This window comes from Caulobacter segnis (assembly GCF_003243465.1).
Lineage (GTDB): Bacteria > Pseudomonadota > Alphaproteobacteria > Caulobacterales > Caulobacteraceae > Caulobacter > Caulobacter segnis_A.
Window position 1 is genome coordinate 19,661 of record NZ_QFQZ01000011.1, and the last position, 22,997, is coordinate 42,657.

Sequence of the window (22,997 nt, forward strand, 5' to 3'; positions counted from 1 at the left end):
TCTAGAAGCGGGCCCGCAGGCCCACGAAGGCGCCGCGACCGGGCGTCCCGTAGTTCAGGATGGTCTGGTAGTCCTTGTCGAACGCGTTCTCCACGCGGCCGAACACTTCCAGCCCGTCCCTCAGCGGATAGGACGCGCGCAGGTCGACCAGGATGTAGTCTTTGACCACCTGGGTGTTGGCGTCGTTGTTGTAGGTCTTGCCCACGTAACGGACGGCAACGGTGGTCGACAGCTTCACCGGCCAGACATAGGTCGCCGACAGGTTGCCCATGTTCTTCGGGCGACGCGTCAGCTGTTTGCCCTTGTTGGCGCCGGAATCGGTTTCGGCGTCGGTGTATGTGTAGTTCCCCGTCAGAGTCAGGCCTTTGATCGGCTTATATTCACCGATCAGCTCAACACCTTTCGCATTAGTCTTCAGAACATTGTTGTAATAGCCGTAGCGGAAGACGCCGCCGGGCGCGCACATCGGCTGAGCCGCGCTCGAGCACGAGAAGTAGCGGATCTCGTTGTCAGCCTCGCGGTGGAACCAAGTCGCCACGGCGCGGGCCTTGCCGCCGAGGAAGCGCTGCTCGATCCCGGCGTCCCAGCTATCGAACTTCTCGGGCGAGAGGTTCAGATTGCCGTACTCGCTGAACAGCTCATAGAGGCCCGGAGCCCGGAAGCCCTGGCCAAAGCTGGCGCGCAGAACCGTGTTCCCCTCGTTCAGCGCCCAGGCGGCCGAGGCCTGACCCAGGGTATGCGTGCCGTAAGTGTCGTGGTCTTCATAGCGGAGGCCCGCGGTCAGGGTCAGGCCCGGAACCACCTCTGCCTGCAACTGGCCATACAGGCTGTCGACGCCGACCTTGCCGGTGGCGAAGGCCGGGTTCGGCTTGCTGACCGACGGGGAGCGCGTGCGCATCCGGGCTTTTTCCGTCTCGGCGCCGAAGGTGGCGGTCACCAGATCGGTCACCGCGAACACGCCCTGATATTCCCAGCGCTTGTTCTTGCCGGCGGCGTCGAAGGTCAAAGGGACCGCCGGGCGCGCGGGATTGATATTCTCGCGATCGGTGTCGGTGTAGGCGTAGCCCACCCGGTTGTTCCAGCGGCCATCCAGCAGGCCGAAGTTCAGGCCGGTATAGACCACCAGTTCCTCGGTGCGGCCGAACTCGGGGCTGTCGACGCCAAAGCCGTCGAAGTCGTTCTTGCCCTTGGAGTAGACCGAGCGGACCTCGGCGGAAACGTTCTCGGCCAAAGCGACGCGCAGGCGGCCCGAGAGGCCGGCGTTCTGATAGCCGTCCTTCTCCCTGCCCGGCTTGTAGGCCGAGAACCCGTCGGTCGTGTAATAGCCGCCCGCGACGCGCCAAGTGATCTTGTCGCCGGCTCCGCCGACGCCGGCCCGCAGATAGCCGGTCTTGCGCGCGCCGGCTTCGGCGTCGATCGAGCTGGAGAACGGCGTGGTTGGCTCGGCGGTTACGATGTTGACCACGCCGCCAATGGCCTGGCTGCCCCACAGGGTCGACTGGGCGCCGCGCAGGATCTCGATGCGCGAGATGTCGCCGACCAGCAGGTTGCCGCTGTTGAAGCCGCCTTGAGTGGAGGACGGGTCGTTCAGCTTGACGCCGTCGATCAGGACGACCGTGTGCTGGGTCTCGGCGCCACGGATGTTGAGACTTGTGGTGGCGCCCGGACCGCCGTTGCGCGTGAAGCTGACGCCCGGCGCCTGGGCCAAGAGCTCGACGATCGAGATGGCCTGGCTGGCCTCGATCGCAGGCTGGGTGAGGACGGTGACCGACGCGCCGACCTTCTCGATGGGCTGGGCGGTGCGGGTCGCGGTGACGACCAATTCGGCGACGCCGTTGGCGCCACTCGCGCCGGCGACGTCGGCCTCGGGGGCCTTCTGGTCGTCGGCGAACGCGGCCCCGGCGATCAGGGTGGTGGCTAAGGCGGTGGAGCTCAGAAAAGCTCGGATCATGGTTCGACTTCCCTACTGAACGACCCACGCGCCAAGCCGGCCCGCGAGAACACGCGGACACGGACCGTCGCGCGGTCCTTTGACTGTCGCTTCTCGGGAGATCCCGTTCGATCGGCGCACCCCGGCCGAGCGATGAACGACTGCGCCGGGCAGGTCTCCTGGCTCGCGGGTCAATGCTCTTGGCGCCGCCTTCCCAGAACCCGAGGATCCCAGTGGCGTATGGCGCTAAAACTCGCCGCTAACAGTTGCGGGGGCAGCCGAGGCCTTGAACCTCGTTCCCTTTTAATCCTCTTTCGAGGAGCCTGACGCGTCGCAAGGCCTATATGCTGCGTCGCACACCGTCAATGTGGAGCTTTCATGACCGTCACTCTGGTGCTGGGCGGCGCGCGCTCGGGAAAAAGCGGCTTCGCCCAACGGGCGGCCGAGTTGGCGGCGCGCGGAGAGCGAACGGTGATGATCGCCACGGGCCAGGCTTTCGACGACGAGATGGCCGACCGCATCGCCCGCCACCAGGCGGGTCGCGGCGAATCATGGACGACGGTCGAGGCGCCGTTCGAGCTCGCCGCCGCCATCGCCGGCATCCCCTCAGATGCGGCCGCTGTCGTTGATTGTCTGACGCTCTGGCTCTCGAACCACATGCTCGCCGGGCACGATCTCGAGGCGCTCTCGACCGAGCTGGTGGAAGCCGTCGCCGCCTGCCGCGCCCGCCTTTGGCTGGTCAGCAACGAAGTCGGCCTCGGCATCGTTCCGGAAACGCCTCTCGGCCGCCGGTTCCGAGACGAGGCTGGGCGACTGAACCAACGGCTCGCGGCGACCGCCGACGAGGTCTATTTCCTGGCCGCCGGCCTGCCGCTGCGGATGAAGCCGCACGCCTGAAAGTGGCGGGGGGCTGCAAAGTCCAGCCGCTTGTGTTGCCCGGCCTTACTGATCATCTTCGCCACGACCAGGAGAACATCGCGGTTGAACGCCAAGAGACCGACCATCGACGACGTCGCCCGCCTGTCCGGCGTAGCCCGCGTGACCGTTTCCCGGGTGCTGAACGGTGGCCCCAACGTTCGCGACGAAGTTCGCGCGCGCGTGATGCGGGCGGTCGAGGCGCTCGACTATAAGGTCAATCCTCAGGCTCGAAGCCTGGCGGGCGGCGCTAGCCGACTGCTGGCCTTTGTCTTCGCCTCGGACCCGGAAAACGAGCCGAACTCCTATTACGAGTCGGCGCTGGAGCTCGGCGCGCTGCGCGCCTGTCTCGCCCTGGGATACCAGGTACTAGTGCAGAACGTGCCTCATCAGACGCCTGACCGTCACAAGCGGGTGATGGACTTGGTTACCAGTCAGAGGTGCGAGGGCCTGATCCTGTCCCCGCCCTACAGCGACGACGTTCGGCTGATCGAGACGGCGCTGGCCCAGGGCTGCAAGGTCGTCACGGTCTCGCCCGGCGGCCCCGGCCGAGGAAAGGCCGATGCGGTAGGCGTGGATGACGAAGCCGGGGGGCACGATATCGCCCAGGAACTGCTGCGGCTCGGGCACCGGAGATTCGGCTTCATCGCTGGTCTTGAGGGGCACTTGTCGGCAGATCGGCGGCTGCAGGGCTTCCAGCGCGCCTTGACGGAACAAGGCCTGGACGAGGCGGACTATGTGGTATCGCGCGGCGACTTCACGTTCCGCTCCGGCGTCAACCTCGCCCCCTGCCTTCTGGACCATCCCCTGCGTCCGACGGCGATCGTCTGCGCCAACGACGACATGGCCGCCGGTGTCCTCTCGGCCGCTCACGCCCGTGGCTTGCGCATCCCGCAGGATCTCTCGATCACGGGCTTCGACGACGCCCCCGTCGCCGCGATTGTCTGGCCGCCGCTGACCACGGTGCACCAGCCGGTGAAGGTGCTGGGCCAGCGGGCGGTGGAGCTGATTGTCGGTCGCCTTACGGGCGCGCAGGGCGAGCCAGACCCGGTCTTTCTGAAACTGGAACACGCCGTGGTCGCTCGCCAGACCACCGCCATCGCCTGATCTCCACGCCGTTTCGACCTTGACAACGTTGTCGCCTTGACAGCAATTGGAAGCGCTTCCATTGAAGCGTTCCACAGCCGGTTTCGGCTGCATGACAAGCAAGAAGATGGATCGCCTGCCGCAGGCGGGTCAGAGGGGAGAATTCATGCAAAACCGCACCAGCGGCGCGCGTCCGTCCGCACAGAGCTTTTTCGCCACGGCTTCCGCCGTCGCCATCACGCTCGCGGTCGCCGGGCCAGTCTCAGCTCAGACGACCTCGACGCCTGCGAAGGCCGAGGATGACACCGTCGAGGCGATCGTCGTGACCGGCATCCGCGCCGGCATCCAGAACTCGATCAACATCAAGAAGAACGAGACCTCGATCGTCGAGGCCGTCTCGGCCGAAGACATCGGCAAGCTGCCGGACGTTTCGATCGCCGAGTCGATCGCCCGCCTGCCCGGTCTGGCGGCGCAACGCGTCAATGGCCGCGCCCAGGTGATCTCGATCCGCGGTCTGGCGCCAGACTTCACCACCACCCTGCTCAACGGCCGGCAGCAGGCGAGCTCCGGCGACAACCGCGCTGTCGAGTTCGACCAATATCCGTCCGAACTGCTGTCCAGCGTAGTGATCTACAAGACGCCGGACGCCCAGGTCTCGGGCATGGGCCTGTCGGGCACCGCCGACCTGCGAACCGTGCGTCCGCTCGAGTACGGCAAACGCGCCCTGGCCGTGAACCTGCGGGGCGAGAAAACCTCGGGCAAGAAGCTGAACGACGACTCCCGCAACACCGGCGGTCGCTTCAGCGTCAGCTACATCAACCAGTTCGCCGACGACACCATCGGTGTCGCGCTGGGCTATGCGCACCTGGATTCGCCCTCGCAGGTGAAGCACTACAAGGCTTACGGCTACGAGGCGTTCCCCGCCGAATCCACCTCGCCGGATGCGGCCGATGGCGCCCTGATCCTGAACGGCCAGGAGATTTTCGCCACCTCGCGCAACAACAAGCGCGACGCGGTTATCGGCATCTTCGAATACAAGCCCAACGATCGGCTGCATTCGACCCTGGACCTCTATTACTCCTCCTTCAAGCAGAAGGAGCGGACGCGCGGCGCCCAGTGGTTCTCGAACCCCTACGCCGACGGCGTCACCTATTCCGGCGTGACCACCGACACGATCGGCGGCTCGAAGTTCGCGTCCGGCGGCACGCTCAATCACGGCGTCCTGCAGCTGCGCAACGACTACAACAGCCGCATGGACCAGCTGTTCTCGGCGGGCCTGAACAACGAGTACAAGTTCAGCGACACCACCCGGCTGGTCGCTGATCTGTCCTACTCGTCGAACAAGCGAAAAGAACAGATCATGGAGACGTACGCAGGCTATGGCCGCGGCGTCGGCGGCGTGACCCCCGACACCCCGGATGTTGGCCGCACCTATGACACGATCGGCTTCAAGGTCGCCGACAATGGCTTCTCGCAGTATGACGAAGGCCTGAACTACGCCGACTCCAGCAAGGTCACGCTCGGCGACCGCGCGCCTTGGGGCGGCTGGGGTCACGACGGCGCTATCCGCTATCCGCACGTGAAGGAAGACGTTACCGCGGTTGACGTTCGCCTCGAGCACGACATGGATGGCTTCATCACCCAGGTGTCGGGTGGCGTGAACTATACCAAGCGCGACAAGGGTAAGACGGTCTCAGACAATGACCTCTTCCTGAAGAACGGGCGTCAGCAAGTTTATGTCGACGCCGGGGACCTCGTCGCTCCGACCAACCTGGGCTTCGCGGGCTTTGGCGACGTACTGGCCGTCAAGATCGGCGATGTCTGGAAGAAGTACTACAACTCCGCGCCCATTCTGGACGCCAACTATTACGACAAGAACTGGGACATCACCGAGGAGGTCGCGACCTTCTTCGCCAAGGCTAACTTCCAGGCCGGCGACCTGCGCGGCAATGTCGGCGTCCAGGTGGTCAAGCAGAAGCAGGAATCCAGCGGCGTCGTGATCAACGGCCTGGCTTCCGGCCAGCCGATCGTTCCGACCCGGATCGACGCCAAGGACGACTACACCGACGTCCTGCCCAGCATGAACCTGATCTACGACCTGGGCGGCGGCCATCGCCTGCGCTTCGCCCTGTCCAAGACCATGGCTCGTCCGCGAATGGACGATATGCGCGCCAACGTGACGCCGGGCTTCAACGGCCTGGTCTGCTCCAGCCAGCCTTGCGGCCCCGGTACGACGGTCAACCCGTGGTCGGCGTCGGGCGGGAATCCGCACCTGAAGCCCTGGATGGCGAAGGCGGCGGACCTGGCCTACGAGTGGTATGTCAGCCCTGCGACCTATGTCTCGGTGGCCGGCTTCTACAAGAAGCTCGACACCTACATCTATCAGCAGTCCGGCACGTTCGACTTCACGGGCATCCCGCTGCCGCCTGGCGCGAACATCCCGTCGGGCACGACGATCAACAACATCGGCCAGATCACTCTGCCGGCCAACGGCAACGGTGGCACGGTGAAGGGTCTGGAGTTCAGCGGCGCGCTCGACTTCGGTCAGTTCGCCGACCTGATGAAGGGCTTCGGCGTGCAGGGCAGCCTGTCGCTGACCAAGTCGAACCTGAACCCGACCACCAGCACCGATCCCAAGCAGAAGGTGAGGATCCCTGGCCTGTCGGGCACGGTCTACAACGTCACGGGCTATTACGAGCGCGGCGGCTTCCAGGCGCGCATCAGCCAGCGCTACCGCTCAGCCTTCAAGGGCGAGGTGGTGCAGCTGTTCGCGACGCGAGGCTTCACAGAGATCCTGGCCGACAAGCAGGTGGACGCCCAGATCGGCTACACCTTCCAGGAGGGCCCGCTCGAAAACCTCGGAGTCCTGCTGCAGGTCAATAACCTGACCAACTCGCCCTATCGCACGCGGCTTGGCCTCGACGATGGCGGCACCAAGACCCAGAACGGCGGCTCGCTGCCGGAGACCTACGAGAAATACGGTCGCCAGTTCCTGTTCGGCGTCAACTATCGGTTCTAAGCGGGATCGCCCCGCCGCATTCCCCCTTTGCGGCGGGGACGTCCACTAGAACCATCGGAGGCGGGGCCGCACAGCCAGCGGCCCCGACCTTTGACCAAAACGGGAGGCGGGTGGTTGCAACCGCTCAAGAAGATACTGATCGCCGGCGGCGGATCGGCCGGCTGGATGACGGCGGCGCTCTGCGCGCGTCTGTTCCAAGGCCTCTACGAGATCGTTTTGGTCGAGTCCGAGCAGATCGGCACGATCGGCGTCGGCGAAGCGACCATTCCCGCGATCAAGAAGTTCAACGAACTGCTTGGCCTCGATGAGGACGACTTCCTGCGCAAGACGCAAGGCTCGTTCAAGCTGGGCATCCAATTCCGCAACTGGTGGCGTAGGGGCGAGAGCTACCTGCACGGCTTCGGCGTGATCGGCCAGGATCTGGGTTGGTTGCGGGCCCATCAGTATTGGCTTCGCATGCGCGAGCTGGGCCAGGCTCCGCCGTTCGACAATCTTGCGATCAACAACGCCATGGCGCTGAGCGACAAGTTCATGCGCGCCCGCGGGGACATGAGCGAATCCCCGATCGGCCATATCGCCCACGCCTTCCACTTCGACGCCGGCCTCTACGCCAAGCACCTGTCTACCTACGCCCAGGCGCGCGGCGTCAAGCGCAGAGAGGGCAAGATCGTCGATGTCGCCCTTCGCCCCGACGATGGCTTCGTTCAATCTGTCACTCTGGACGATGGCGAGACGATCGAGGCCGACTTCTTCATCGATTGCTCGGGCTTCCGGGGGCTGATCATCGAGCAGGCCCTCAAAACCGGCTACGAGGACTGGACGCACTGGCTGCCCTGCGACCGCGCCATTGCGGTCCCCTCCGAGCGTTCCGAGAACTTCACGCCCTATACCCGCTCGACCGCCCACGACGCCGGCTGGCAGTGGCGGATACCTTTGCAGCACCGAACCGGCAACGGCCACGTCTACTGCAGCCGCTTCATCGACGACGACGACGCCGAGCGCGTCCTGCTATCCAACCTGGACGGCGCCCAACGAGCCGATCCGCTGCGCATCCGCTTCGCAACCGGCAAGCGCAGGAAGATCTGGAACAAGAACTGCGTGGCCGTGGGCCTGGCCGCCGGCTTCATGGAGCCGCTGGAGTCGACCAGCCTGCACCTGATCCAGTCGTCGGTGATCCGCATGGTCCGCCTGTTGCCGGACGCCGGCTTCGATCAGGCGACGATCGACGAGTTCAACCGCCAGACCGACTTCGAATACGAGCGGGTCCGCGACTTCATCATCCTGCACTACAAGGCCACCGAGCGCGACGACACCGCCTTCTGGCGCCACTGCCGCGACATGGTCGTCCCCGCGACGCTGCAGCGGAAGATGGACCTGTTCCGCGCCAACGGCCGTGTCTTCCGAGAAGACGACGAACTCTTCACCGAGGAGAGCTGGATCCAGGTGTTCTTGGGCCAGGGCGTCATCCCGCGGGGCTACGACCCGCTGGTGCGCGTCCAGTCCGACGAGGCCATCGCCCAGTACCTTCGCAACATCGAGACGGTGATCGGCAAATGCCTCGCCGTCATGCCCAGCCACGCCGAGTTCGTGGCCCGGACCTGCGAAGCGCCGTCTCCGGCGGCGCTGCAGGCCGCCACGCTGCTCGTTCCCACCCCCTGACGATGGCACGGAGTAACGCCATGACGACCGCCCAGCCTTCTTCCGCGCTGCGGATCCTGTGCCGGACTAGCGCCGCCGTGGCGTTGCTTTCACTCGCTCCGGTCGCGAGCGCCGTCGCCGAGGTCACGCCGACCAAGGACAGCGCGCCCCTGGCTCCCCGGGTCAACGATCCGGCGTGGGCCCGGGCCGACGCGCTCGTCAAGCAGATGACCCTGGACGAGAAGATCACGTACTTGCATGGCCTCTTCCCGCCCAACACCAGGCCCGCGCCCGCCGACATGATTCCGTCGGCCGGCTATGTTCCCGGCGTGCCGCGGCTGAAGATTCCCACTCTGCGCGAGAGCGACGCCAGCCTCGGCGTCGCCAATCAGGTGGAGCAACGCAAGGGCGACGTCGCCACCGCCCTGCCCTCCGGCCTCGCGCTCGCCTCGACCTTTGAGCCGAAACTGGCCTACGCCGGCGGCGCGATGATCGGCGCCGAGGCGCGCGCCAAGACCTTCAACGTCTTGTTGGCCGGCGGGGTGAACCTGACCCGCGATCCGTGGGCCGGCCGCAATTTCGAATATCTCGGCGAAGACCCGCTGCTGGCTGGCGAAATGGCCGGCGAGTCGATCAAGGGCGTGCAGAGCAACCACATCGTCTCGACGATCAAGCACTTCGCCTTGAACGCCCAGGAGACAGGCCGCCACGTGATGGACGCCCAGATCGGCGAGGCGGATCTGCGTGAAAGCGACCTGCTGGCCTTCCAGATCGCCATCGAGAAGAGCAATCCCGCCTCGGTCATGTGCGCCTACAACAAGGTCAACGGCGACTGGGCCTGTCAGAACGACTTCCTGCTAAACAAGGTCCTCAAGCGCGACTGGAACTATCCAGGCTTCGTCATGTCCGACTGGGGCGCGGTGCATAGCACGGTCAAGGCCGCGCTCGCCGGCCTCGACCAGCAGTCGGGCCAGGAGCTGGACACCCAGATCTTCTTCGGCGACGACCTCAAGGCGGCCGTCGCCAGGGGCGAGGTCAGTCGGGCGCGTGTCGACGACATGGTCCGCCGCATCCTGCATGCCGTGATCTCCTCGGGCCTGATGGACAATCCCACGCCGAGCACGGCCCAGCCCATCGACTACGACGCCCACGCCAAGGTCGCCCAGGCCGTGGCCGAACGCGGCTCGGTGCTGCTGAAGAACGACCGCAGCCTGCTGCCGCTTGCCAAGACGGCCAAGAAGATCGTCCTGATCGGCGCCCACGCCGACGTCGGCGTGCTGTCGGGCGGCGGCTCGTCCCAGGTGCGCTCCGTCGGCGGCGCGCCGGTCGAGATCCCGCTAGACGGCGGCGAGGCGGCTTCGTTCGTCCGCGTCACCTGGCACGCGTCCTCGCCGCTGGAGGCGATCAAGGCCGCCGCGCCGGGCGCGCAGGTAGTCTATGTCGACGGCAAGGACCCGGCCGCCGCCGCGGCCGCCGTCAAGGACGCCGACGTCGCCATCGTCTTCGCCTGGCACTGGCAGACCGAAGCCCAGGACGCGCCCTCGATCGCCTTGCCCGACAACCAGGACGCTCTGATCGACGCCGTGGCGGCCGCCAACAAGAACGCCATCGTGGTGCTGGAGACCGGCGGCCCGGTGCTGATGCCGTGGCTGGACCGCGTCGGTGCGGTGCTGCAGGCCTGGTATCCGGGCCAGCGCGGCGGCCAGGCGATCGCTCGCCTGCTGTTCGGCGAGGTCAATCCGTCAGGTCGCCTGGCCATGACCTTCCCCAGGTCGGCAGACCAGGCGCCGCGCGCGAGCGCGCCGGGCTTCGCCGAGCAGGCCGCGATCGACGAAGCTCGCCGCGCCGGCCAGAACGTGCCCGGCAGCAAGGGCTTCCCGGTGAAGTATGTCGAAGGCGCCGCCGTCGGCTATCGCTGGTACGCTCAGGAGAAGCGCACGCCGCTCTATCCGTTCGGCTACGGTCTCTCCTACACCTCGTTCGCCTACAAGAACCTCAAGGTCGAGGACTCGGCCGGCCTGACGGTCAGTTTCGATGTCACAAACACCGGCAAGGTCGCCGGCGCCGACACGCCCCAGCTCTACGTCAGCGCCGGCAAGCGCAAACCTATGGTAAGGCTGGCGGGCTTCCAGAAGGTCGACCTCGCCCCAGGCCAGACCCAACGCGTGACCCTGAAGGTCGAGCCGCGCATCCTGGCCGACTACGATGTGTCCAAACCTGGCTGGACGATCGCGGCGGGCAGCTATCCGCTCTATGTCGGCCGCAACGCCGGCGAGCCGGTCCTGACTGGCAGGGCCACTCTGAAGGCCTGGTCGCGGAAGCCCTGATGCGTACGCTCCGCACCGCCCTCGTCGCTCTGGCCGTGGCCTTTCCGGCCGCCGCCGCGCCCAAGCTGCAAGCCTGGGTGACAACCGGTGACAAGAGCCAGTTGATGGCCGCCCATCCCTCGTCTGGCCCCGTGTCCGCAGAGGCCGTCAAAGGCCTCCCCCTGATTTCGGTGGACGCTCAGGAACGCCATCAGACGATCGTGGGGTTTGGCGCGGCGATCACCGACGCGTCGGCCTGGCTGATCCAGAACCGGATGAGCCCAGCGCAGCGCGATCAACTGCTGCGCGAGCTATTCGGCCGCGCCAATGGCGGCCTTGGCTTCAGCTTCACCCGCGTCACGATCGGAGCCTCGGATTTCTCGCTGGACCACTACAGCTTGGACGAGACGCCAGAGGGTGCGCCTGATCCAACGCTGGAGCACTTCTCGCTGACGCGGCCCGAGCAGTTCGTCTTCCCGACTGTCCGCGCGGCGCTGAAGATCAATCCGAACCTGAAGGTCATGCACTCGCCTTGGAGCGCCCCGGCGTGGATGAAAACGACGGGGTCTCTGGTCAAAGGCGAACTGAAGCCCGAGGCCTATCCGGTCTACGCCGACTTCTTCGCCCGCTACATCAAGGGGGCCGAGAAGATCGGCGTACCGGTTGACTATCTCAGCATCCAGAACGAGCCGGACTTCGAGCCGGACAACTATCCGGGAATGCGCTGGAGGCCCGAGGGCCGCGCGCGCTTCTTCGGCGAGAACCTGGCGCCGGTGTTCAAGCGCGAGAAGATCACCACCAAGGTCCTCGACTGGGACCACAACTGGGACAAGCCGGAACAGCCGATGACGGTGCTGGCCGATCCCAAGGCCAACGCCTTCCTCGCGGGCGTCGCCTGGCACTGCTACATGGGCGACGTCTCGGCGCAGGAGCCTGTGCGGGCGGCGCATCCGGACAAGGAGATGTTCCTCACCGAGTGTTCCGGTGGCGAGTTCGCGCCGAAGTTCGACGACAGTTTCTCCTGGATGATGGAGAACCTGATCATCGGCTCGACGCGCGGCGGCTCTCGTGGCGTGCTGATGTGGAACCTGGCGCTCGATGAGAAGTACGGACCGCATAAGGGCGGTTGCGGCGACTGCCGTCCCGTCGTGACGATCGACAGCCAAACGGGGGCGGTCACGCGCACTCAGGAGTACTATGCCTTCGGCCACGCCAGCCGCTTCGTAAAGCCTGGCGCGGTGCGGATCGGCTCCCCCGCCAAGTTGGGCGATCTGCGAACCGTGGCGTTCAAGAACCCTGATGGCGGCCGGGTGCTGATCGTGCTGAATGTCGGCCAACAGCCCACAGCCTTCGCCATCGGGGACGCGGGCGAGCGGTTCAAGGCCTCGTTGCCCGCGAGGTCCGCCGCCACCTTCCAGTGGTGAACGGGCTTATGGCTCTGAGACTATAGCGCGATGATGCCGCGGCGATGCGCGACGGTGACCGCCTGGGTTCGATCGGTCACGTCCAGCTTGGCGAAGATGCTGCGCATGTGGCCCTTCACCGTGTCTTCGGAAAGGCGCAAAGCGCGGGCGATCTCCTTGTTGGCTGCGCCACGAGCGACATACCGCAGCACATCCGTCTCGCGATCGCTCAGCGCGTCGGCGATCGCGTTGACGGCGATGTCGTGGGCGACCTCCGGATGCAGATAGCGTTGTCCGCCGATCACCGCGCGGATGGTGTCGATCAGCTCGCGTCGCAGACTGCTCTTCAGCAGATAACCGCTCGCGCCGGCCCGCAAGGCGCTGAGGGCGCGGACATCCCCCGCATAGGTCGTCAGCACGATGATCCGCGCATCGGGCGCGATGGACCGGATGGCGCCGATCGCTTGGACACCATCCATGCCGGGCATCTGCAGGTCCATCAGCACGACGTCAGGGCGCAGTCGCTGAAACTGGTCGACGGCGTCATGGCCATCCGCGGCTTGGCCGACGACCTCAATGTCCTGTTCGGCCTGAAGCACGGCGGCGACGCCCTCACGCAGCAGCGGATGGTCATCGACAATCAGAACCGACAAGGTGCGGCTCATCGCGTCACGTTCTCCCCCTTGGCGGCCGTCAGGCCGGCCAGCAAGCGCGGCCAGCTGCGGCGACGCGCATAGGCCACACCGCCCGGCGTCACCAGTTCCACATCCGTCCCTTCCCCTGGACGGCTATGAACGACAAGGCTAGCCCGAATCTTCAGAGCGCGTTCGCGCATGCCAGCCAAGCCGAAATGACCATCGCGACCGCCGACTTCCAGGATCGCCGGCTCGATGCCGACCCCGTCATCCCGGATGTTTATCCGCAGGCGCTTTCTTTCGAAGGTCACGATCACTTCAATGCGCGACGCATGCGCATGACGGTGAGCGTTGAACAAGGCCTCGACGACGATACGCTCGACCTCGTCCAGGACCAGGGGGTGTAGATCAATCGGTCTGCCCACCGCGGTTGTCACGACCTCCGTGGTGTCCGCGGACCGCATCGACTGGACGACGTCTCGCAGGGTCGTCATCAGATCACCGCCCGCCGTGACGCGAAGACTGCGAACGCGGTCACGGGCCTCGACGACCACCGCCTCAGCGCGGTCGAGCGCGCGCTCGAGCTGACCGCGCGCTGGAAGATCAGGGGGCACTTGCCGCGCCGCGGACTGGAAGGTGAGGATCAAGCCCTGCACGCCCTGCAAAAGCGTGTCGTGAAGTTCGCGCGCGATGCGCTCACGCTCGGCGATCCGTTCTCGCAGGCGAGCGTGGAGGCGCTCGCTCAGTTGCCGCATTCGCCATTGGAAGACGAGTGTCAGCAGCGCGAGGCCTAGCGCCACGCAAAGCACCTGGAACGGCCAGCTCTGCAGCAGGGTGGGAGGAAGCGCGAGCGCAACGCTGGCGCCGTCCTCGTTCCAGACCCCGTCAGCGTTCGCCGCGCGGACGCGAAACACGTACTCGCCCGGCTTGAGGTTGGCGTAGAAGGCTTGCCGGCGTCCGCCAGCGTCGATCCAGTCGTCGTCAACGCCCTCGAGACGGTAGCGGAAGCGCACGCGCTCCGGCGTCGACAGGCTCAGGCCGATATAGTCGATCTGCACCGACCGAGCGCCCTTTGGAAGCCGGACAACCGTGCCTTCCGGCGCGCGCTTCCCGTCCACCCAGACAGCCTTGATGGAAACCGGCGGCGGCACGGTGTTGAAAGGCGCTCGAGAGGGATCAAGCGAGGCGATCCCTGCTGTCGTGGCCACCCAGACGCGGCCATCGCCGCCCACCGCCAGATCGGCGCGGTACTTGTATGACGCCGGACCCGGCAGCCCGTCCTTGAGGTCATAGATACGGGCCGGCAGGCCGGCGGCCGGGTCGGCAAAGGCGCGATCCAGGTCGGCGTTGCGCATGCGCACGAGACCGGCGGCGCCGAGCAGCCATGTCTCCGTCGATGTCTGCGCCAGGCCATGGCTCAGCCCGATAAAGGGGAACCGATCGCGGGAGATGAATTGCGACCCTGTTTCGCGAAACCGTGTCAGGCCAAAATCGCTGCCGGAGATCACGCCTAGCGGACCGTTGGCCATGGGCATGGTCCCACCGCGCTGGGAACGCGGCGTGGTCTTGATCGTCATGACCTTGGGGCCGTCGATAAGCACCGCTTCCCGTCCCCCGTCGGCGATGATGCGGCCGCGAGAATCCGCCAGCAGGGCGGTGACCGCTCGGCCCAACTGCGGAGGCATGGTGTGGGTCCAGGTCCGCCCGTCCCACTTGACGAGGCCGCCGATAAAGCCTGCGCCCCAAAGCGCCCCGCCCGCGTCCATCGCGCACGCTGTTACCTGCACATTGGGGAAAGGCGGCGGCGGCAGGCGGGTGACCCGATCACCGTCGACGCGCAAGACCTCGGTTCCCAACCCCATCCAAAGGCCGCCGTCGGGCGCGTCGCACATCGAGGTGAACGGGCCGAGGCGCCGGATCAACGGCCTCAGTGGTTGGCCGGGCAAGGCGCGGTACAGCGTGTCGCTGTCATGGATGTAGACCACGCCCCCCTTGCTCGCGAACACCCCGTAGCCATAAGGCGAACTGGTGGGCACAACCGGCTCCGGCGCAATGGCGGCGGGGCGGAACCTGTCCAAGCCGCCAACGGTGGCGACCCAGATGTTGCCTTCCCGATCCTCCAAAGCCCTGTAGGCCATGTCGGAGGTGAGCCCCTGCTTGGCCGAGAACGACTCAACCTCAGGCGAGGCCGCGCCGTCCTGTCCTGGCCGGATCCGGAAGACGCCGTCAGGGTGCCTCGCCCCCCATAGGCTGTTGTCGCGATCAAAGAATATGCGCGTCTGGCGGCTGGTCGTTGGCAGTCGGTAGTCTATCCGCCCCGCGCCCTGCCCTTCGACAATCCGCAAACCTCTTGCGTCGGCGGCCCAAAGGCGGCCCTGCGCGTCCTGCGCCAGGGCGACCTCTTCGACGAAGCCGGACTGGATCGTGGTGAAGCGCGCCTCGCCCGGGCGCATGCGGGCCAAGCGGCCCGACCCACATATCCAGACCGCGCCGTCGCGCGCGACGAACACCCAATCGACGGCGTCGGGCATATCGATGAGGGAATCCAGGATCTGCCAGGCGCCGTTCGAGAACCTGACCAGCTTGGCCTTAGGATTGGAGGTGGTCGCCCAGATGGCGCCGTCTCGGCCTTCAGCCAGGGAAACGACCGTGAACTGGAAAATCCTAGGATCGAAGAGAAGCTTGATCTGCCCCTTCTCCAGGACAGCCACGCCGCCCCTTTCGTAGCCGACCCACAGCGCGCCGCTTCGCGTGACCATCAGTCGAACGACGCGATCATTCAGGGTGTAGGTCTTTGGCCGCTGTGGCCTGACGGGTTCGAACGCAACGCCGTCGAAGCGATAAAGGCCCAGCGGCGTACCCAGCCAAAGATATCCGTCGGGCGTCTGGGCGAGGTCCTCGATCGCGCCAGGCGCGCCGTCCTCGACCGTCCATCGGGTGTGCTTGTATTGTGCGATCGCGCGCTGCGGGTCCAGCGCCAGCACTGGCGACGTCAGCAGAAAAGCGGCGAACAGGGCCGCCCAGCCAATCCTTGCAACCGCGTGCGCCATGACCGCCTTCTGTCCCAAGCGTCATGCCTAAGCTCTGACCCGCAAGGCATTCAATATCGATCGAGCTAGATCAAGCCCACCCTTTTGGGAGCGGTGAGCCGGCGAGCGCCATTCTGGTGAAGATCTGCCGCCCAAGGGTGTCATCGCCGCCTAACCCGCCCGAGATTTACCCTATCCCCCCATCGCGAGACGCTTGGCGGCAAGAACGACCAATGCCGACAAGACCCCCGACATCCTTGCGTGTCGTCTGGGCCTGATCGCCGCGGCTTTTTCCATCCAGCTCCGACCTTCTCCCCGAGGGACCAAGATGACTGATCAAGACCCAGAAAACGCGGACGCCACCCGGCGCCACGTTCTCGTCGCCGGCGTCGGCGCCGCGGCCCTGGCGGCTCTGCCGTCCGTTTCCATGGCGCTGGCGAAGCCCGCGCCGTCCACCCAAGCCAAAGGAACCCACGACATGAGCAGCGGCTACGTCACGACCAAGGATGGCGTGCAGATCTACTACAAGGACTGGGGCCCCAAGACCGCCCAGCCGATCGTGTTCCACCACGGCTGGCCCTTGTCGGCGGACGACTGGGACAACCAGATGATGTTCTTTTTGTTGAAGGGATATCGGGTCATCGCCCATGACCGTCGCGGGCATGGTCGTTCGACCCAGACCGACACGGGCAACGAGATGGACACCTACGCCGCCGACGTCGCGGCCCTGACCGACCATCTCGACCTTAAGAACGCGTTCCATGTCGGCCATTCGACCGGCGGCGGCGAAGTCGCTCACTACGTCGCCCGCGCCAAGCCCGGTCGCGTCGGCAAGGCGGTGCTGGTGGGCGCCGTGACGCCGATCATGCTCAAGACAGCCGCCAATCCCGGCGGGCTTCCGATCGAAGTTTTCGACGGCTTCCGCAATGGCACCGCCTTCAACCGCGCCCAATTCTTCCGCGACGTCGCCGCCGGTCCGTTCTACGGCTTCAACCGTCCGGGTGCGAAGGTCTCTGAAGGCGTCATCGACAACTGGTGGCGCCAGGGGATGCAGGCTGGCGTGAAGCCGCTCTACGACTGCGTGAAAGCGTTCTCGGAAACCGACTTCACCGAGGACCTCAAGAAGATCGACGTGCCGGTGCTGGTGCTCCACGGCGAGGACGACCAGGTCGTGCCGATCGACGCCAGCGCCCGTCTGGCGATCAAGCTGCTCAAGCTTGGCAAGCTGATCACCTATCCAGGCTTCCCACACGGCATGGCGACCACCCAGGCCGACGTCATCAACGCTGACCTGCTCGCCTTCTTTAAGGCGTAGCGAACTTGGGGACGCCGTCATGCGCCAAGCAGGCCCTACCCGAACGGTAGAACACGCTTGCGCGCGTGACGGCGGACCTTGGCTCGTGCTTGGGCTCGTCACCATCCGGACGCCTGAAGGCGTCCTCTTCGGACGATTGGAGGCCCGCGTCTCGGATGCGGGTATTCGTCCTGAAAAGTGCATGAAATGGAAATGATGAGTTTCGTTCATTTCCATTTATGAGCCAGGCGGACAGCGGCACAGTCTCCCCATCAGACACCGACACGGCGGCTCGGGGCACGGCCCGCCAAACTTCAAAGGACCAAGACCATGACCCTCCAAGCCAAGGCCATCCCTGGCGCTCGTCTCCTGACGCCGGCCGATCACACGCTGATCATGATCGACTTCCAGTCGCAGATGGCGTTCGCCACCAAGTCCATCGACGCCAGCCTGCTGCGCACTAATGCTGCGCTGGTGGCCAGCAGCGCCGCCGGCTTCGGCGTTTCGACCATTCTCACGACCGTGGCCGAGAAGAGCTTCTCGGGTCCGATGTTCTCAGAAGTCACCGCCCCGTTCCCGGGCAAGCGGCTGCTGGACCGCACCTCGATGAACACCTGGGAGGACGCTCCGGTGATCGCCGAGGTCAACGCCATCGGCAAGTCGCGGATCGTGCTCGCCGGTCTCTGGACGTCGGTCTGCATCGTCGGTCCCGCCCTGTCGGCGCTGGAACAGGGCTTCGAGGTCTTCGTGATCACCGACGCCTGCGGCGACGTCTCGACCGAGGCCCACGAACGCGCCGTCACCCGCATGGTCCAGGCCGGCGCCCAGCCGATGACTTCGCTGCAATATCTGCTTGAGCTGCAACGCGATTGGGCGCGTTCCGAGACGTATGACATCACGACCGGCGTGGCCAAGACGTTCGGCGGCGGCTACGGCCTCGGCATCATCTACGCCAAGACGATGTTCGGCGCGTCGGAAGGTCACGCCTCGGCCTGACGCCCGTTCCGGGGCGGGGTCCCCATGGCTCCGCCCCACCCTTCCTCCCCGACAGGACCGCCGTCATGAAGCCCTATCTGCTGTCGCTCGGCGCTGGCCTGCTCGTCGGCGTCCTCTATTCCCTGATGGGCGTCCGCTCGCCCGCCCCGCCCGCCATCGCCCTACTGGGTCTGCTGGGCATGCTGTTGGGCGAGCAGGCCGTCCCGATCGCCAAGCGCCTGCTGACCAAGGCGCCGGTCAGCGCCTATCTACAATCGTCCGACTGCGCGGGACGGGTGCTCGGCCCTCACGTCGACGCCAAGACGCCCGAAGACCAAGCATGACGCCCCTCAACCGCCGCCAGGCGCTAGCCCTGGGCGCGGCGCTCCTTCCTAATCCCCTTCTCGCTGATCCTCGGAGGTCCGGTCCCATGTCCGCCCAAGCCGATCTGCTGCTCATCAATGGCAAGTTCACGACCCTCGATCGCTCCAATCCGCGCGCGGACGCCGCCCTGATCCGCGACGGCAAGTTCGCCGCCGTCGGCGAGGAGGGCGAGGTCCGCGCCGCCGCCGGCCCGAACCCGACGATCATCGACCTGAAGGGCCGCCGGGTGATCCCGGGCCTGATCGACAGCCACATGCACATCATCCGTGGCGGGCTGAACTACAACATGGAGCTGCGCTGGGATGGCGTGCCGACCCTGGCCGACGCCATGGCCATGCTGAAGAAACAAGCGGCCAACACTCCGCCGCCCCAGTGGGTGCGCGTGGTCGGCGGCTTCACCGAGCATCAGTTCACCGAAAAGCGCCTGCCTACCCTGGACGAGATCAACGCCGCCGCGCCCGAGACGCCGGTGTTCATCCTCCACCTCTACGACCGCGCCCTGCTCAACCGCGCCGCCCTGCACGCCGTCGGCTACACCAAGGACACCCCCAATCCGCCCGGCGGCGAGATCCAGCGCGACGCCTCGGGCGAGCCGACCGGCCTGCTTCTGGCCCAGCCCAACGCCACGATCCTCTACGCCACCCTGGCCAAGGGCCCCAAGCTGCCGCCCGAATACCAGCTGAACTCCACCCGCCACTTCATGCGCGAGATGAACCGCCTGGGCGTGACCGGCGTGATCGACGCCGGCGGCGGCTTCCAGAACTATCCCGACGACTACGAGATCATCGAGAAGCTCCACGCTGACGACCAGCTGACCCTGCGGATCAGCTACAATCTCTTCACCCAGAAGCCCAAGGCCGAGCTGTCGGACTTCCAGACCTGGTCCAAGCAGGTCAAGCCCGGCCAGGGCGACGACAAGTACCGCCACAATGGCGCGGGCGAGATGCTGGTCTACAGCGCCGCCGACTTCGAGGACTTCCGCGTCGCGCGGCCCGAAATGCCGCCGAACATGGAGAGTGATCTCGAGCCGGTGATCCGCCACCTAGTCGAGAACCGCTGGCCCTGGCGGCTGCACGCCACCTACGACGAGACGATCTCGCGTGCTCTGGACGTCTACGAGAAGGTCAACCGCGACATGCCGTTCGACGGCCTGCACTGGTTCTTCGACCACGCCGAGACGATCAGCGACCGCAACATCGACCGGATCGCCGCCCTGGGCGGCGGCATCGCCGTACAGCATCGCATGACCTATCAGGGCGAGTACTTCATGGAGCGCTACGGGGCTAAGGCCGCCGAGGCCACGCCCCCGATCGGCAAGATGCTGCAGGCCGGGATCCCAGTCGGCGCCGGCACCGACGCCACCCGCGTCGCCAGCTACAATCCGTGGGTCTCGCTGAACTGGCTGGTGACCGGCAAGACGGTGGGCGGCACGCGTCTCTATCCGCCGACCAACCGCGTCGATCGCGAGGAAGCCCTGCGCCTTTGGACGACCGCCAACACCTGGTTCTCCAACGAGGAAGGCAAGAAGGGCCAGATCGCCGTAGGCCAGCTGGCCGACCTCGCCGTGCTCAGTGACGACTATCTGACCGTGCCGGAAGACGAGATCCCGCACCTGTCGTCGGTGCTGACCCTGCTGGGCGGCCGGGTGGTCCACGGCGAAGGCGACTTTGGCAAGCTCGCGCCGGTCTTGCCGCCGCCGATGCCTGATTGGTCCCCGGTGCGCACCTTCGGTGGCTATCAGGACCGCTCGCGCGGCCATGCGCGGGCCATTGCCTCGGCCTGCGGCTGCGCCAGCAGCTGCAACGTCCACGGCCACGACCACGCGGCGGCCTACGCCCGCGAAGCGCCCACGTCCGACGCGCGCTCGTTCTGGGGCGCCATGGGCTGCGGCTGCTGGGCGGTATGAGGTGATGCGCTCGCGAGAAACCCCGCGCTTCGTCGCGACCATCCTCGACTGGCCGCCGACGGCGTCCCTGGCCCGCCTGGCCCTGGTGAGCGCCTATCTGCTGGGCGCGGTCGTCAAGGCCGCCGACTTCCCCGGCGCGGTGGCGGAGCAGGCCCACTTTGGCATGGCGCCGCCGGCCTTCTGGGCCGTTTTGACCATCGTCGTCGAGATCGTCGGGCCGTTGCTGATCCTGACCCGTCGCTGGCTATGGCTGGGCGCGGGGATGCTTGGCGTCTTCACCCTGTTGGCGGCCATCAAGGCCAACGCCTTCTGGACGATGCCCGCAGGCCAGGACCGCTTCATGGCCATGAACGCCTTCGTCGAACACATCGGCCTGATCGGCGGCTTCGTCCTGGTCGCGTTGCTTGATCGTCGGGAGCGCGTCGCGTGAGCGCCCAGCGCCCCGTTCGTCTGGCAGGCGTGACCAGCATGAGCATGGCCTTCGTCGGCGGCTACATCGACGTGATCGGCTTCGTGCTGCTGTTTGGCCTGTTCGTCGCCCACGCCACCGGCAATATCGTCATGCTGGGCGTCGGCTTGGCCGGCGACGCCAGCGGCCTGACGACCAAGCTGCTGGCCCTGCCGGTGTTCATCGGGACCGCCACGGCCACCTACGCCCTGATCCGCTGGCGCAACGCCAAGGGGCAGCCGTGCGAGGTGCTGGTCCTGGCGCTGCAGGCGGTCCTGTTGTTGGTCTTCATGATTCTCACGGCTCGCGCCCTGCCCGCCGCCGACGCCAACGCGCCCGCCGTCATGCTGGCCGGTCTGGTCGGGGTCGTCGCCATGGCCGTGCAAAACGTGGCCGCCCGCGTCGTCTTCGCCCATCTGGCGCCCACGACCATGATGACCGGCAACGTCACGCAGATGGCCATCGACATCGTCGATCTGATGGCGGCGCGCGGACGACCAGACGACGCGCTGAAAGCGCGGATCCGCAAGACCTGGCCGCCCGTGCTTGCGTTCGCCCTCGGCGCCATGGGCGGCGCGCTGGGCGTGCTGTTTGCTGGGCCCTGGAGCCTGGCGCTGGGTGTCGCCATAGTCGCCGTCTTGGCGGTGCTGCACGCGCTGCGTGGAGAGCGATCGTGAAGCTGGCTACATCCTTCTTGCTGGCTGTGCTGGCGAGTGCTGGCGCCGCCCAAGCGTCCGAGCCGCCGGCTTTCAAGCTCGTGCGGTCCGACGAGGACTATGGCTATCTGCGCAAGGTCGCCGATCGCACCGGACTGGATCCGCTGCGCTACCTTCCCCTTGGAGGCGACGCCTATCTCAGTTTCGGTGGCGAAGCCCGCCTGCGCGTGGACGCCGTCGACACGCCGCGCTTCGGTCTGGGGGGCGCGCAGACCGACACCTTCGCTCTGGGCCGGCTGCTGCTGAGCAGCGACCTGCACCTGGGACAGGCTTTCAGGGTCTATGGCGAGCTTGGCCTGCACCGAGATTACGGCAAGAAGGACAAACCCGCCGCCACCGATCGCGACGGCGTGGACGCCCAGGCGCTGTTCGTCGACGTCGCGCCGGCCGCCGGCTGGCGCCTGCGCCTGGGTCGGCAAGAGCTCCAGCTCAACGCGACCCAGCGGTTCGTCGCCGTGCGCGAGGCGCCGAACATTCGCCAAAGCTTCGACGGGCTCCGCGTCACCCGTACGCAAGGCGCGTTGAAGCTGGACGCCTTCTATCTCCAGCCCGTCGTTATCTCGACCGGAGCCTTCGACGACACCCGCAGCCGCACCCAACGCTTCTACGGCGTCTATGCTTCGACGCGACTTTCGCCCCGCCAGACCCTGGATCTTTACGCCATGGAACTTGAACGGGACACTGTCCGCTTCGGGACAATCACCGGCGACGAACGCCGGACCAGCCTCGGCGCGAGACTCTCGGGAACCGAGGGCCAGGTCGACTACGAGGTCGAGGGCGTCGCGCAAGGCGGTCGCTTCGCCGGCCGACGCATCCGCGCTTTCGCCGCGTCTGCGGGGGGCGGCTACACGCTGGAACAGCCTTGGAGGCCGCGCCTGGGCCTGAGGTTGGACATTGGATCCGGCGATCGGAATGCGGCGGACGGGCGGCTTGGGACCTTCAATCCGATGTTCCCGAAGGGCGCCTACTTTAACGAGACGGGCCTCTTCAGCTGGGGGAACCTCGCCGCCCTGCGCACCAGTATTGGCGCCGCGCCGTCGAAGGCCGTCACCGTCGAGGCCAGCTATACGCTGCATCGCCTGGCGACGAACGCGGACGCCATCTACCTGCAGCCGCTCGTTCCGTTCGCCGCGGCGCGTCGCGGCCAGTCCAAGGACGTCGGCGACACCTTACAGCTGGACGCGAGCTGGCAGGTGAGCCGCAACCTGAAACTTCAGGGGCAGCTGGCGCGACAAGACGCCGGCCCCGCCGTGCGAGCGCTGGGCGGCAAAGCCACGAACCTTGCGGTGCTCTTCGCTCAGTTCAGGTTCTGA

At 66.3% G+C, this 22,997-nt stretch carries 16 protein-coding genes and 1 riboswitch; of the genes, 13 read left to right on the forward strand and 3 right to left on the reverse strand.

Features of this window, described 5'->3' with window-relative positions; all coding sequences use genetic code 11:
• Position 1: 1 nt before the first annotated feature.
• The gene (locus tag DI526_RS05465) at positions 2 to 1,951 is read right to left on the reverse strand and encodes a TonB-dependent siderophore receptor (RefSeq protein ID WP_304275071.1); all 1,950 of its coding nucleotides are present in this window, start codon (positions 1,949 to 1,951) and stop codon (positions 2 to 4) included.
• A gap of 130 nt (positions 1,952 to 2,081) precedes the next feature.
• Positions 2,082 to 2,272: riboswitch (cobalamin riboswitch) on the reverse strand.
• 36 nt (positions 2,273 to 2,308) lie between these two features.
• Here DI526_RS05465 and cobU point away from each other — a divergent pair.
• From cobU to DI526_RS05495, 6 genes are all read left to right on the forward strand, one after another.
• The gene (cobU, locus tag DI526_RS05470; protein ID WP_304275073.1) at positions 2,309 to 2,827 is read left to right on the forward strand and encodes a bifunctional adenosylcobinamide kinase/adenosylcobinamide-phosphate guanylyltransferase; all 519 of its coding nucleotides are present in this window, start codon (positions 2,309 to 2,311) and stop codon (positions 2,825 to 2,827) included.
• Positions 2,828 to 2,911: 84 nt separating this feature from the next.
• A complete protein-coding gene (locus DI526_RS05475; protein ID WP_304275076.1) occupies positions 2,912 to 3,952 on the forward strand; it encodes a LacI family DNA-binding transcriptional regulator in 1,041 nt (346 codons plus the stop codon).
• A 145-nt stretch (positions 3,953 to 4,097) separates the two neighbouring features.
• Entirely contained in the window at positions 4,098 to 6,950 is a 2,853-nt protein-coding gene (locus tag DI526_RS05480) for a TonB-dependent receptor (RefSeq protein ID WP_304275078.1), read from the forward strand.
• A gap of 114 nt (positions 6,951 to 7,064) precedes the next feature.
• On the forward strand, positions 7,065 to 8,609 hold the full coding sequence (locus tag DI526_RS05485) for a tryptophan halogenase family protein (protein WP_304275081.1): 1,545 nt from the start codon (positions 7,065 to 7,067) through the stop codon (positions 8,607 to 8,609).
• Between the two features lie 20 nt (positions 8,610 to 8,629).
• Positions 8,630 to 10,915: a beta-glucosidase gene (locus tag DI526_RS05490; RefSeq protein WP_304275083.1), complete on the forward strand. Its 2,286-nt coding sequence runs from the start codon at positions 8,630 to 8,632 to the stop codon at positions 10,913 to 10,915.
• Positions 10,915 to 12,318, forward strand: coding sequence for a glycoside hydrolase family 30 beta sandwich domain-containing protein (locus DI526_RS05495; protein ID WP_304275086.1), 1,404 nt, complete (start codon positions 10,915 to 10,917; stop codon positions 12,316 to 12,318). The genes DI526_RS05490 and DI526_RS05495 overlap by 1 nt, the downstream gene beginning before the upstream one ends.
• 20 nt (positions 12,319 to 12,338) lie before the next feature.
• Here the strand turns inward: DI526_RS05495 and DI526_RS05500 are convergent, their stop codons facing one another.
• Positions 12,339 to 12,962, reverse strand: a complete 624-nt coding sequence (locus DI526_RS05500) for a response regulator transcription factor (RefSeq protein WP_304275087.1) — start codon at positions 12,960 to 12,962, stop codon at positions 12,339 to 12,341.
• Positions 12,959 to 15,982 carry a sensor histidine kinase gene (locus DI526_RS05505; protein WP_304275089.1) on the reverse strand — a complete coding sequence of 1,008 codons (3,024 nt, stop codon included), beginning with the start codon at positions 15,980 to 15,982 and terminating at the stop codon, positions 12,959 to 12,961. The genes DI526_RS05500 and DI526_RS05505 overlap by 4 nt, the downstream gene beginning before the upstream one ends.
• 457 nt (positions 15,983 to 16,439) lie before the next feature.
• Here DI526_RS05505 and DI526_RS05510 point away from each other — a divergent pair, with 457 nt between their 5' ends.
• From DI526_RS05510 to DI526_RS05540, 7 genes are all read left to right on the forward strand, one after another.
• Positions 16,440 to 17,276 carry an alpha/beta fold hydrolase gene (locus DI526_RS05510; protein ID WP_304275182.1) on the forward strand — a complete coding sequence of 279 codons (837 nt, stop codon included), beginning with the start codon at positions 16,440 to 16,442 and terminating at the stop codon, positions 17,274 to 17,276.
• Between the two features lie 309 nt (positions 17,277 to 17,585).
• Entirely contained in the window at positions 17,586 to 18,251 is a 666-nt protein-coding gene (locus DI526_RS05515) for a hydrolase (protein ID WP_304275091.1), read from the forward strand.
• Positions 18,252 to 18,316: 65 nt separating this feature from the next.
• Positions 18,317 to 18,574: a DUF1427 family protein gene (locus DI526_RS05520; protein ID WP_304275093.1), complete on the forward strand. Its 258-nt coding sequence runs from the start codon at positions 18,317 to 18,319 to the stop codon at positions 18,572 to 18,574.
• A gap of 86 nt (positions 18,575 to 18,660) precedes the next feature.
• Positions 18,661 to 20,520, forward strand: coding sequence for an amidohydrolase (locus DI526_RS05525; protein WP_304275096.1), 1,860 nt, complete (start codon positions 18,661 to 18,663; stop codon positions 20,518 to 20,520).
• Positions 20,521 to 20,524: 4 nt separating this feature from the next.
• Positions 20,525 to 20,950 (forward strand): DoxX family protein, encoded by a 426-nt coding sequence (locus DI526_RS05530; protein ID WP_304275098.1) that lies wholly within the window; start codon positions 20,525 to 20,527, stop codon positions 20,948 to 20,950.
• The gene (locus tag DI526_RS05535) at positions 20,947 to 21,645 is read left to right on the forward strand and encodes a YoaK family protein (protein WP_304275100.1); all 699 of its coding nucleotides are present in this window, start codon (positions 20,947 to 20,949) and stop codon (positions 21,643 to 21,645) included. The genes DI526_RS05530 and DI526_RS05535 overlap by 4 nt, the downstream gene beginning before the upstream one ends.
• Positions 21,642 to 22,997 carry an alginate export family protein gene (locus DI526_RS05540; RefSeq protein ID WP_304275103.1) on the forward strand — a complete coding sequence of 452 codons (1,356 nt, stop codon included), beginning with the start codon at positions 21,642 to 21,644 and terminating at the stop codon, positions 22,995 to 22,997. Before DI526_RS05535 ends, DI526_RS05540 begins: the two co-directional genes overlap by 4 nt.